This window comes from Mumia flava (assembly GCF_002797495.1).
Classification (GTDB): domain Bacteria; phylum Actinomycetota; class Actinomycetes; order Propionibacteriales; family Nocardioidaceae; genus Mumia; species Mumia flava.
Genome location: NZ_PGEZ01000002.1, coordinates 399,712 through 412,816, shown reverse-complemented (window position 1 = coordinate 412,816; position 13,105 = coordinate 399,712). Strand labels below are relative to the sequence as shown.

Here is a 13,105-nt window from a genome sequence, read left to right as displayed (position 1 = left end):
GCGTCGCGTCGTGGATCAGCTTCGGCCGTACGTGCGTCTAAGCTCGGTGAGCCGGAGCCTGATCGGGCTCGGAGCCATCTTCGCGAGGTTCAACGGAGGGTCGAGATCCTGCAGGACGGCACTTTCGAGAGAGTTGAGCACATCGCCGTCCGGAACAGGCACCGCGACGACGGTGAGGTGGCCGTGCATCCAGGCGGTCAAGCTGGTCTCATCGATCGCTGGCTCACCGGTTGCGTTTGCGAGGACCGATCCGAGGGTTCGGCGGAATGTCGAGAACTCGTGGCGGCGGCCGAGATGCATCCCACGGATACGGCCCCACAACGTGTTGGTGGATCGGCGTCCGCTCCGTGAGCGAGTCGCGCCAGCGAGCCCCACGTAGATCAGTCCGGGCTGGATCTCGAAGCCGAGACCGCGCCCGAGTTCACGCGCGCCGGTCGCGTCGACCCACCAGCTGTAGAGCCCCGGCACACGCAGACCGGCGCCATCAGTGGCGAGGAACTCTGCCGGCGTTCGGGATTCGACTGGACTTGCTAGTGCGCTGACGACCGCAGACAGCCGGGGAGTCTCATACGCTGTGCTGCTCAGGTTCGTCCGCGCGCTCTGCCAGTTTCCTGACTCCATCAAGCCAGGGGTGCTCCTGTACCAGGCCAGGCGCTGACCCATCGTGAGGCCGCGCAGTGGTTCGACGACGCGACAACCCAGGTCGAGCAGCAGCGGGCGGATCGGGTCGGCGTACGCCGCGCCGGCATGAACCTCGACAACCGGGTTGCCCAGCGGGGCGAGCCGCTCGGCGAGCGCAGCGACGACCCGGGCGCCCCATTCACTTCGATACGACCTCGGAGTCGCAGAGAGCCGAAGCTCGTATGGCTCGAGAACGGTCGCCGGCTCGACCAGCCCGTGGACGGCCGACAAGATGAACCAGGGGAGGCCCGACGCCTCTGCATATGCTCGCTCCTTGCGGAAGAGCGGTGAGGTGTAGAGGTCGCGTGCCGGAGCCGTGTGGTCGAGCTTCTGCTTGACGCAGGTGACGAGAAGGAGGTCGGCGACCTCGACACCGGCGGGCTGCTGGTGCCTCCTGTGCTGCTGTTCAGGCGCCGTCGCGTGCTGCCCGGTCGGGCGGCGCACGAAAGTCACGGACTCGCCGACGCGGACATCGATCGTGGTGAACCCGGGCCACCCTGATCGCGGCCCCTTCCAGAATGCGTCGTACTGGTAGGCGGATCGGGGCAGCCCGCCCACGAGTGCGTCGAGGTCCTTCCATGGGTACACGACACGGTCGTCGACCGTGCGGAGTGCCTCGCGTAGAGGTGACCAGTTCGCCATCGTGAGAAGTCTCGCGCACTTACCCCGTCGCCCGGAACGTTTCGAAACGCCGAGCCAGGCGTTCGCGGTCGGGCTGTTCGCGTCGTCGTGCGGGCAGCTGAAGTGGCTGCTTGTCCATCTCCTGCAGCCCGTGCCTCAGCATCGGGCCGTCGGTCTCTTCGAGCAGATCGCGATCGATTTGGACGACGTAGTCAGGGGAGATCCCGAGCAGGTTCGCGTCGTAGGCCGCGTGGTGGATCTTGCACAGGCTAAGCCCATTCACGACAACGGGTTCGCCGCCGTCCTCGGCATCGCCGATGATGTGTGCGGCGTCGAGAAGCCGTCCGTGCTTGAGCCGGCAGACCGCGCACTGCGTCTCGTACGCACGCAGGATGCGTCCACGGAACTCGGGCTGGTGCAGCCGCTGCTTCGCCACCCGCCGGGCGTAACGGCGCTCGGACTCGCTGAGGTGCATCGGGTCGTGCAGGAAACGCAGGCTCTCGTCGAGCGCGAGGACGAACTGCCGGTTCGCATGATCGTCCGCTACGACGTACACAGGGAAGACCGGAACGTACTGCCCGGCGGCGATCTTGCGCAGCAGGATGATCGGCAGCTCGAGTTCGTGGGCGCGCCGCAGCTTCGTGTTGTCCCCGTGGATGGATCCGGCGCGGTAGTCGTAGCGGAACAGCGAGTCCGACAGGTGCTGGTCGTCGTACGGCCCGTCGGGGGAGGAGACCACCGCCAGCGTCGCCGCCATGTCCCGGGGATTCCAGATGCCGCGTGACTGGTCGATGACACGTCGCGGCTTCCCGTCGACCTCAAGCGCGCTGAGCTGATCGCGGGTGACGTAACCGTTCTCGGCCGTCTTCTCGGCCAGCGCGTGCATGATCAGCTGACGGAGCTTCTCCTCGCTGGCGCTCTCCACGCGCACAGCTTTGCATGAGATGCGTAACGGTGAGGTCCGAATAGTGGGTCGGGTCTGCCGGAACGGCCCCGCTGGCGGGGGCCCTTTGACAAAATGTGCCGCATGAGTGAGCAGGCCGCCGCCGGCTGGTATCCAGATGGACAGGGAAACGAGCGCTACTGGGACGGTTCCTCGTGGACTGAGCACGTGCGTACCGCTGTCGAACCTGTGGGACCGGTTCCTGCTGTCGAGCCGGTGGCTGAGGTTCCTGCAGCCAAGAAGGAAGGCACGTTCGGCAAGCTCGGTGCGGCAGTCAGGAGGTCCTCCGCGGACAAGAAGGCGGCAAAGGAGGAACTGATGCGGCGGCAAGCCGAGGATGCAGTCGCGGCAGGTGCCCTCGTGACCAGCGGTGTGTTCGGAACCTCCACAATCGAGATCTATGAGAACGGATTTGTCCGCGTCGCCTCGTGGGCTGAGGGCATCACCGGTACTGGACCCAAGAGCATAGACAAGAACACGCAGTACGAGCGCCTTCGCTCACTCAAGTTCACGCCGCCCGCACAGGATCGGGTGAGCGGTGTGGCGTCGGCCCTGGAGGGCGCTGTGGGCCCGGCCGTCGCCGGGATCTTCAAGGGCGGGAAAACCCTGATCAAGGGCAGCGCGCCGGGGCTCGCGATGGCGGGGGTGGCCCACCTCGCTTCGAATGACGCTCGAAAGTCGTTCCTGACGATCGCCACAGACAAGCAGATTCACACCTTGACCAACCAACGACACAACGGAGTGATGAAGACTAGCGACAAGGGTCACAACGAGGTGGCGCTCGCGCTGGAGGCCGCGGCGAACGCCGTGCTCGGGGTCCATCCGTCGGCGCCCCAGGACTCCGCTACTCGGGACGCGCTATCCGCTGCTGCTGCCGGATTCGACGCGGATCGTCACGCGGCGCCTCCGAGCCAGCCTGTGATCGGCTCGACGGTCGGCGAACGAATTCGTGACCTTGCTGCCTTGCATAGAGACGGCATCCTGTCCGACGAAGAGTTTGCCGCCGCAAAGGCCAAGTTGCTCGGGGCACTCTAGCCGGCCTCGTCGTTGTTCGACCCCTCGCGATTTCGGTTGTCTCCTACGGATCTGACGGCTAAGGGACTGCTAGTAGGGATCCGCGGTACGGCCGACGACGCGCCGCTAGTTCTCGCGCGGCCGTGCCATCAGCTCGGCCACCTCATCCGCGGCGCGGATGATTGCTTCGCCGATGCTGCGCACCTCCGCCGGGTGCTGCAGCTCGAGCGCATCCACCTCGACGGTGACGATGTCGTGGTCGTACTTGGGTTTCAGGCCAGTGTGGCGCAGAAGTGTCACGCCGTATTTCGGGTCGTCGGTCAGGAGCCGCTCATGGCGATGCGGATGGATCGTCTCGTCGCGAAGGCACCACGGCGGGTGCACCGGAACGGCCGTCGGTGCGCCGCACCTCGGGCACGGTCTGCCGAGCTTGATCACGAGGTCGTCGGTGATCCCCGCACCGCACCCGTCCACGCAGTGCACCTGGGCATCTGTCACGTTGCGCGGTCCTGTCGTGCAGGCGAAGCCTGCCCGTGGCCAACTCGAGGGCTCGTCCCACGAGCTCGATCGGTTGCTCCGCTCCACCGTTCACGACACGATGCACGGGTGTCTACCCAACGCGTTGGGCACGCCCCCCGTTTCCCGCATCCGTGGCGGCCTCGCCGTCGTGGGGCGCTCCGCGCGCTCGATTGGAGCCCGCCGGACGTCACGAGGACGCTGCGGGAGTCGTGAGAGTGACGGACGCGGCGCGCGCACGCGCGAGAGCGGCGCGGTCGAGCTAGCTCCTGAGCACCGTTATCGCCTCGCGCGCGTCGTTCATGGCACGTTCGGGTTCGGCGAGCGCCGCCTCCGCGTGGGGCAGCGGATCGAGCTCGCAGTGCCGCCGGTGGGCGACGAGTGCGGCTCGCGCTCGGCGTTCCGTGTTCGGCTTGCTCGTCTCCTACGCGCCGCAGACCCAGCGGAGCACGACCCGTGGGGCTCCTCGCGATGCATGGCATGTTTGTACTGGTCCTCGGCCTGCTTGTTTCCCTTTCGTGACGACCTGGCCCTCGACGAGTCGTCCGGATGCCTTCCGCTCGCTGGCGGGCTTGCCGCGTTCCTTCGCGCGCTCATCCGCGGCTGCAAAGCAAGCGAGCGTGACCCCTTGGGGCTGCTACAAGTCGTGGGCACTCGCCGTCGAGGCGACCCGGTCGCCGCCCGCCACCAGACTCGAGGACTGACATGGCAGACGACACCCCGCCCGACCGCACGCCCGGACCGCCGTGGTCGGCGTCGCAGAGCTCTGGCCCGCACCCGTACGGAGGGCCACCGCAGGTTCCCGGCAACGCAACTCCGCCACCCGGACCGCGGCTCGCTCGCGCGGCGCTCGGAGCCGTGGTCGCCTACGGCGCCGGACTCGTCGTGAGCACGATCGCGCTCCTTGCCTTCGCGCACGCGCTGTCAGGTGAGACCAGCGGCGACAGCTCGGACGGCGGGGGAGTCGGTGACCTGATCGCGCTGGTCGTCACAGCGTTCTCGATGGCGTTCGGGGCTCCGGTGTCGTTCAGCGCGTCCGGTTCGTCGGCGTCGTTGTTCTTCGTCCCGCTCTCGGTGACCCTCGTGGTCTTGGTCGTCGCGGCTGGATGGGCCGCAATCACCACGCGGCGCGAGGAACGCCTGGCCGGCCCCATCGCCGTCGCCGACCGCTGGTGGGCCTCCCTCGCGACTGGCGGTGCTCTCGGCGTCCTGGCGGCCGTGCTCGCGGCGATTTTCCGCTTCGCGCCATCGGATGCGTCCTTCGACCAGGGTGCGCTCGGTGCGAACCCGCTGGTCGCGTTCGTCGGCGGAGTCGTCGTCGGGACGATCGGCGCCGCGTTCGGGTCGTCCTTCGCAGGATGGTGGCCCGACCTCGGGAAATTGGGTCTCACGGTCGCACGGCCGATTCGCGATGCCATCGACGCGTTGCTGTGGGCGGCCGTCCCCACCGTCGCGCTGCTGTCGTTCATCGTCGTCGTCCTGATGGGGCTCGGCAGTGGCGTGTCGGCCGCGGTGGCGACAGCCGCCGGTGCGCTCCCGAACGGCGTCATGTACCTGCTGACGTTCGCCTCGTTCGGTGGCATCACGATCAGTGGGACGGCGATCCCGGCGGAGACCAGCACACTCTTCGCCAGCGACACCCCGGCCTGGGGATGGCTGCTCGTCCTGATCCCGATATTCGGCGTGGTCGTCGCCTCGGCGCGGCGCGCACTCCAGGGCTCCACAGGGGACTGGTCGACGGGGTGGGCGACCCCGACGGTCCTGGGAGTGGTCGCTATAGGGGCGACGCTTCTGACGTGGGTCCACGGGTCGGGCGCGCTGTACGGAGGGTTCTTCTCAGGCGCGCTCGACGGGTCTCTGGCTCTCGCACCCTGGACCATCTTCGTCGCTGCGCTGTGGGGCGGGCTGATCGAGGTCGCGGCACGCTACTGGGCTCCGGCAGTGATCGCCCTCGCTCCACCTGGTCTGGTGCGTCTCCTCACGCCGTCGACCGTGCAGGCGGCACCACCCGCTGCACGGCCGGATGCGCCGCGGCCGGCTCCAGGTCCGGGCTCGGATCCGGCTCGGGCCGAGCCCGGCAGCACCGCCCGTACGGTCGAGCCCGTCGATCGCCGCAGGGCGCTGCTGATCGTGGGTGGCGTGGCCGGCGGCCTGGTGCTGATCCTCGGGTTCGTCGTCGTGCGGTCCGTCGTCAGCAGCGTGTTCTTCCCACCCGAGGCACCCGTCGAGTCCTACCTGGCGGCGCTCGAGGACGGGGACGCGGAGGCGGCCGTCGCCATGGCCGATCCGGATCTGCCGAGCGCGCAGCGCGTGCTGCTGTCGAACGATGTCTACGGCGACGTCGAGGGTCGGCCGACCGGCGTCGAGATCGTCCGTACAAGAGAACGCGGTGACGACACTGTGCGGGTGCAGGCCCGGTGGGATCAGGACGGGGCCAAGCAGTCGGCGTGGTTCACCGTGCGAAGCACCGGGCGGCGGTTCGTCCTCTTCGACTCGTGGGAGCTCGAGCCCCCGGAGGTTCCGGTCGCAGATCTGTCGGCGTCGGTCGGATCAGACATCGACACCTTGGTGGTGAACGGAGTCGACGTCGCGCAGAGCGGCAGCGGCTACGGCTTCGCCGCCTTCCCCGGGACGTGGGAGGTGACGCTGCCCGATGCGTCGCCGTTGCTGGCGTCGCCGACGCTCACGGTGAATCTGGCGCCGGACGGTGTCCCGGACGATGGTGTCGAGCTGACCGAGGCGGTCGGCGCCGCGCCCGTCGGTGAGACGTACGACTGGTACGGCCCGACGCTCGTCTACGCGCTGACTGACCAGGCCCTGCAGGCTGCCGAGGATCAGGTCGAGTCGGAGCTGGACACGTGCCTGAAGGCGACGACGCCCGAGCCCGAGGACTGCGGGATCGAGGACTGGGGCTGGGAGGCGGACGAAGCGACCGGCTTCCGCTGGAAGCTCGTCACGAAGCCTACGATCACGGCCGAGGCCCAGACGCCGGACTCGATCTACGTGACCGTCGCCGACGGCAAGGCCACGACGTCGGGCACGCTTCCCGCCCAACCGGACAGCTTCTTCGGACGCGACGAGGCCGAGCCGTACGAGGGCGAGGTCGACATCGACTACACCGTGACGTTCAGCGTCGAGGGCGGTGAGCTCGTCGAGGACGACGGATGGTGGTGATGGGTGCGGCTCGGAGACTGTTGCTGTCAGAGCGTGCCGGTAACGTCCGGATCCGTCGGCAATGCGACTCAGGACAGGGTGGTGATCGCGGTGGAGAACGTCGACTCGCTCGAGTCCTGGATCGGGATCGCCGTGTCACTCGTCGGTCTTGCGTCCGGCCTGGTCGCGGTCGTTGCCGGGTGGCGAGGGCTGGGTCGGCGTCGCCGGCTCCTGGTCGACGCGCGCGAGCTCGATGCGGTCGCGCGGTCGATCGGCGGGGAGCCGGACCGGGAGGTCGTCGCCCACACCCGGGACATTGCGTTCTGGCAATGGGTGGCGCTGTCGGCGACGCGGCGCTCTCTGCTGCAGGAGGTCGGCCCGGTGCTCGCCCTGGTCGAAGGACTTGCGTTCATCGCTTTCGGATTCACGCGCGCCCCGGGCTTGGTGGGCCTTCTTCTCGTCTACGTGGGGATTCTTCTCGTGTCCCTTCCGCCGACGTTGCTCGAAGCCGGGCGGTACAAGAGCGACCGTGCGGCACGGGGCTACCTTCGCGCACAAGGCACCGAATCGGCACGCGAGGCAGCACGTGCGGCGGAGCTGAACCGCACGGCGTTCAGACCGACGTGGTGGATCACCCTGGGGTTCTTCGTGGTCATGATGGTCACCGCCGGACTCGCGGTCCTCATCGTTGGTGAGCTCGGACTCGCCCTCGCGACTGGAGCGGCGTTGGGTGGTGGTGTCCTCATTCTCTGGCGGTTTCGTCACGAGACTCTGGCGGCGGGCAAGTCCACGGCTGCGGCGGCGAGCGCCGGAGCAACAGTCGGTGACATTAGCGCTGATGCGGCGCGTGAGCACCTCGAGGAGTTGCTGGATGCGGCGGACGCGGGTCGGCCCGCTGTGGTCATCCGCGACAAGCGTCGAGTTGCGGCCGTCGATGCCGATCGACTGGTGCAGTTCCTGACCCGCCATCATCCGGCCGGCGTCCAGGCTGGGGCGGATGGCGATGGGTGGAGCATCGTCCTGCCAGGCACCCCGGTCGCTGCTGATGGCGCAACCATCGACGAGGCGGTTGAGGAGATGATCGACGTATTGCGTGACTACGCCGAGGCCTGGATCGAGCGTTTCCGACTCGCCCCGAACCACGAGGACAACTGGTGGCTCGTGCAGATCGGCACGCTCGCTTCCGATGACATCATTCGCGACTGGCTGCTGGCTGCATGAAGGCGACGAGCGGCGCTGCCGAGCCGCCGGCATAGCCGACGCCCGAGCCCGCAGGGCGTCCGTCGATCTGCCGTCCGGACGGCCCGCACAGCTCGTGGCCGGATCCGGCCACGGGTGTTGCCCGCGTCACATCCGTCGTGCTTCAATCGCCGCGACTTGAATCGATAAAACACCCTCCGGAGGAGAGTCGTGCCGATGTCCCACCAGGACGCTCGACCACCCGTACGCCGTGTGCTGACCGCGCTCGCGCTCGCGATGACGCTGATCTTCGCCGCGTTCGCGGGAGCCGCGTCCGCTGCGACCAGCGCAGCCACCAGCACCACGCTGACCAGCACAAACAGCGCGTCGGTCGAGCTCACCGACCTCGAGGTCGAGAAGAAGCCCGAGCCGATCGGCATCGACGTCGACGAGCCGCGCTTCAGCTGGGTGATCGACACCGACGCGCGCGACGTCACGCAGACCTCCTACCGCCTCCGCCTCGCGACCCGCGCCGACGCGCTCACCGGCGCAGGCGACGGCGACGTCGACGCACTCATGTGGGACAGCGGCACGGTCGACTCCGATGCGTCCGCGAACGTCGCCTACACCGGACCCGCGCTCGACCCCGCGACCGCGTACCACTGGCGGGTCGACGTCGTCACGAGCGCCGGCAAGGCGCACGCGGCCAGCACCTTCCGTACCGGCCTCGACAGCGACGCCGACTGGGCCGGCGCGGCGTGGATCGGCAACGCCCGCGGCGGCGACGCCGACCCGCTCGACATGAGCGGCGCGTCGTGGATCTGGTCGTCCGACGCGACCACCGGGGGAGCACCGGCCGAGGACCGGGCGTTCCGCTCCGCCTGGACCGCGCCCGACGGCAAGACGGCCACGAAGGCGGAGATCCTCATCACCGCCGACGACTCGTACACGCTCTGGCTGAACGGCGAGCAGATCGGCCAGACCGTGCCGGAGGACAACGGGTGGCAGAAGTCCCGCCTGTTCGAAGCGGCGCTGCAGCCCGACCGCAACGTGATCGCGGTCCGCACGACCAACGGCCCCGGCTCGCCCGCCGGCCTGATCGCGAAGGTCCGCACCACCTGGTCCGACGGCTCCACATCCGTCGCGACCACCGACGGCAGCTGGAAGGTCGCGGCGCAGATCCCGTCCGGCTTCCAGGATCCGGCGTTCGACGACAGCGCCTGGGAGTCCGCGAAGCAGCTCGCCACGTACGGCTCCGGGCCGTGGGGGAGCGGCGTGCGCCCGCCGGCCGACGAGGTCGCGCCGGCGCCGCTGCTGCGCAAGGAGTTCGAGGTCGGAGACGACCTGAAGGCCGCCACCCTGTACGTCGCGGCCGGCGGCTACGCCGACGTGACCCTCAACGGCGCCCCGATCAGCGACGACGTGCTGTCGCCCGGCTACACCGACTACGACGACCACGTGCAGTACGTCGGCACCGACCTCACCGACCAGCTCGAGCCCGGCGCGAACGCGCTCGGCATGGAGCTCGGTCGCGGGTTCTACGGCATGACCGGCGGCAACGTCTGGCGCTGGGAGTCGCCGCCGTGGCACGACGAGCCGGTCGTCCGGGGCGTCCTGCGCCTGGAGTACGCCGACGGCAGCACCGAGGACGTCGTCACCGACGACTCGTGGACGATCCACGACGGCCCGACGGTCTTCGACGACCTGTACGCCGGCGAGACGTACGACGCGCGGCTGGTCCAGGACGGCTTCGACACGGTCGGGTTCGCCGACGACGCCTGGATGGCGGCGAGCGAGGTCGACGGGCCGAAGGGCGAGCTCGTCAACCAGCGCCAGCAGCCGATCCGCGTGACCGAGGAGCTTCCGGCGACCGAGATCACCGAGCCGGCCGACGGCGTGTACGTCGTGAAGTTCCCGCGGGTGCTCGCAGGCTGGGTCCAGTTCGACGTCAAGGGGCCTGCCGGGACGACGATCCGCGCGCAGTACGGCGAGAAGCTGCTGAGCAACGGCCGCCCGAACTTCTCCAACAACGGCGGCTTCCAGTCCGGCTTCCAGACGGACCGCTTCATCCTCGCCGGGACGGGTGAGAAGGAGTCGTGGGAGTCGCGGTTCTCGTACAAGGGCTTCCAGTACATCGAGGTCACCGGCTGGCCCGGCGACGACGCGCCGCCGCTGAGCGCGTTCACCGCGAAGGCCGTGCACACCGACGCGGCGGAGACCGGGTCGTTCGACAGCTCGAGCCCGGTGATGAACGATGTGCACCGCGCCGTCGTCGACACGCTGAAGAACAACATCCACGGCATCCCGACCGACACCCCGATGTTCGAGAAGAACGGCTGGACCGGTGATGCGGCCGTCGGCGCCGAGATGTTCATGATGAACCTCGACACCCACGAGCTGTTCGCCAAGTGGGTCGGCGACATGAACGACAGCCGCGACGAGAACGGCGCGCCGTACGTGATCGCGCCGAGCTCGGGCGACTGGGGCCAGTGGGGCGTCAACACCCCGTGGCACTCGGCGTACGTGATGATCCCGTGGTGGCTCTACCAGTACGGCGGCGACGACCGCGTCGTGAGCCGCTACTACGACGGGATGAAGACCTACGTCGACCTGGAGTTCGGCCGCTCCGACGGCGGGCTCGTCACGAACCCGCGGCTCGGCGACTGGGTGAGCCCCGAGGCGAGCCCCGCCGGCGGGAACGCGCCGGAGGACACGCGGGTCTCGAACACCGCCTACCTGTACGCGATGCTCACCACGATGGAGCGCACGGCGAAGCACCTCGGCAAGGACGCGGACGCCGAGGCGTTCGCGGAGCACGCGGCCGTCGTCAAGGACACGTTCAACGACCGCTTCCTTGACACCGACGCCGGCTCCTACCGCGGCAACGGCGACCGTGGCTACCGCCAGACGCACAACGTCCTGGCGCTCGCGTTCGGCCTGGCGCCCGACGAGGAGACCGCCGACGCGGTCGCCGCCAGCATCGTCGCCGACGTGAAGGCCAAGAACATGCACCTCAACACCGGGGTGCTCGGCACGAAGTACCTGCTGCCGGTCCTGACCGACCACGGGTACGCCGACGTCGCCTACCAGCTCGCCACGCAGACCTCGTACCCGAGCTGGGGCTACATGACGGAGAACGGCGGCACCACGATGTGGGAGCACTGGTCGCTCGATGCGCGCTCCCGCGGCCACTACTTCCTCGGCACGGTCGACGACTGGTTCTACCACGACGTCGCCGGGATCACCCCGTCCGAGGACACCGGGTACCGCGACGTGACCGTCGCGCCCGCGGTGACGAAGCAGATGGACTGGGCGCGCGCGAGCACGCAGACGCCGTACGGTCCGGTGCGCAGCGACTGGCGCAGCGAGGGCGACCGGTTGTCGATGAAGGTCGACGTGCCGGTCGGCTCGACGGCGACGGTCCGGATCCCCGCGCAGAACGTGTGGGCCGTGACCGAGAGCGGCACCCCGGTGGCGCAGGCCGACGGCGTTCACGACGTCGCGTACGCCGGCGGTGACGTGGTCGTCGAGGTCGGGTCCGGATCGTACGCGTTCCTCTCCGACGCGCAGGCCGGTCTCGTCGGTGATGCGAAGGAGCAGGTGTCCGCGCTGCGTGCCGCCCTCGACGACGTCCACGTCACCGGGCTGCGGCGGATCGCGCTGGCGCTGGCGAAGGCGCAGGCGCTGGTCGCGGACCACGCGTCCGGCCGTGCGCTCGACCTCGCCCGCGCCGACAAGGACGACCGGTCCGCCGACGCGCTGCTGATCGCTCACCGCAACGTCGAGCGGATCGGCGACACGATCCGACTGCTCGGCCTGTCGGATGCCGAGGAGCAGTCGCTGCGCGCGTCCGAGCAGGCTGCGCGCGATGCGCTCGCGGTCGCGGTCGCGGACCTGTTGTCGGTCTCGGTCGCCGCGGCCGGGCCGGACGAGCCCGTACGCCCGGGTGACCGTGCGCCGATCATGGTCACGGCGGACAACGGCGGCGACCGGCAGGTCCGCGACGTGACCGCGTCCGTCACCGGTCTCCCCGAGGGTTGGGAGCAGGTCGCGCCGACGGACATCGCGACGAAGCTCCGCGGCGGAGCGCAGGCCGACGGCACGGTCGAGGTCGTCGTCAGTGAGGACCAGAGCCCGGCCACCGTCAAGGGGGCGGCACGGGTCGCGTTCACGGTCGCGGGGGCGCACCTGGAGATCAGCGCGCCGTTCCAGGTCGAGGTCGTCTCGGCGATCTCCGTCGAGGACGTCACGGTCACGCCGGGGGAGACGCGTCCGGGGTCGGCGGTCACCGTGACCGCGCAGGTGCGCAACGTCGGCAGCGTTGCGGTCTCGGGTAGCGCGGAGGTCCGCGTACCCGACGCCTGGACCGCTCCCGACGCCGTCGACGTCGAGGTGCCGGCGGGCGGGTCGACCCAGGTGAGTGTGGACGTCACCGTCCCGCGCGACACGGTCCGAGCACAGGCCGAGCACGAGCTGGCGGTCGCGTTCGTACGGGGCGGCGAGGACGTCGCGACCGGTTCGGGGACGGCGACCGTGAGCATCGACGCCGACGTGTCCGACGCGATCGACCACGTCGACCTCGGTGACGGCGCGTCGGAGCAGGCGCACGCGCTGACCGCCTCGCCGTCGTCGGGCACGAGCTACGAGGCCGGCGTCACGCGCCGGTACGCGGGACACCTGACCCCGTTCTCGCACTTCGAGTTCGACATGGCCGTCGAGGCGGGGGAGCCGTTCGTGCTGCGGGTGACGGAGACGTACGACCGGGCGCAGACGAAGCGCTACAAGGTCTACGTCGACGGCGAGGAGGTGCTGTTCCGGACGTACGAGCACGCGTCCGGCGCGGGCACGGAGACGTACGAGTTCGTGGTGCCGGCCGAGCACGCCGCGGCCGACGGGACGGTACGGGTGACGTTCGAGAACCAGGACGACCCCGCGTACTACGACCCGTCGATCGCCGACGTCTGGACGCGGCCTCTGGGGTAGGGGCGGTGTCGCCGG

The 13,105-nt window shown here is 69.3% G+C and carries 7 protein-coding genes; 4 read left to right on the top strand and 3 right to left on the bottom strand.

Annotation, left to right across the window (positions count from 1 at the left end; all coding sequences use genetic code 11):
• Positions 1-15: 15 nt before the first annotated feature.
• Both CLV56_RS16075 and CLV56_RS16070 read right to left on the bottom strand, forming a co-directional pair.
• Complete coding sequence (locus CLV56_RS16075; protein ID WP_100415273.1) at positions 16-1,323, bottom strand: DUF6884 domain-containing protein; 1,308 nt, start codon at positions 1,321-1,323, stop codon at positions 16-18.
• 19 nt (positions 1,324-1,342) lie between these two features.
• Positions 1,343-2,227 (bottom strand): HNH endonuclease, encoded by an 885-nt coding sequence (locus CLV56_RS16070; RefSeq protein ID WP_039342322.1) that lies wholly within the window; start codon positions 2,225-2,227, stop codon positions 1,343-1,345.
• Between the two features lie 102 nt (positions 2,228-2,329).
• Here CLV56_RS16070 and CLV56_RS20670 point away from each other — a divergent pair, with 102 nt between their 5' ends.
• Positions 2,330-3,280, top strand: a complete 951-nt coding sequence (locus tag CLV56_RS20670) for a DUF2510 domain-containing protein (RefSeq protein WP_157805193.1) — start codon at positions 2,330-2,332, stop codon at positions 3,278-3,280.
• Positions 3,281-3,385: 105 nt separating this feature from the next.
• Here the strand turns inward: CLV56_RS20670 and CLV56_RS16060 are convergent, their stop codons facing one another.
• A complete protein-coding gene (locus tag CLV56_RS16060) occupies positions 3,386-3,757 on the bottom strand; it encodes a hypothetical protein (protein WP_157805192.1) in 372 nt (123 codons plus the stop codon).
• 723 nt (positions 3,758-4,480) lie between these two features.
• Here CLV56_RS16060 and CLV56_RS16055 point away from each other — a divergent pair.
• The 3 genes from CLV56_RS16055 to CLV56_RS16045 all read left to right on the top strand — a co-directional run bounded on the left by CLV56_RS16055 (position 4,481) and on the right by CLV56_RS16045 (position 13,090).
• Positions 4,481-6,949: a hypothetical protein gene (locus CLV56_RS16055; RefSeq protein ID WP_157805191.1), complete on the top strand. Its 2,469-nt coding sequence runs from the start codon at positions 4,481-4,483 to the stop codon at positions 6,947-6,949.
• Positions 6,950-7,030: 81 nt separating this feature from the next.
• On the top strand, positions 7,031-8,149 hold the full coding sequence (locus CLV56_RS21055; protein WP_211288170.1) for a hypothetical protein: 1,119 nt from the start codon (positions 7,031-7,033) through the stop codon (positions 8,147-8,149).
• Between the two features lie 195 nt (positions 8,150-8,344).
• Complete coding sequence (locus CLV56_RS16045; protein WP_100415271.1) at positions 8,345-13,090, top strand: family 78 glycoside hydrolase catalytic domain; 4,746 nt, start codon at positions 8,345-8,347, stop codon at positions 13,088-13,090.
• Positions 13,091-13,105: the final 15 nt, after the last annotated feature.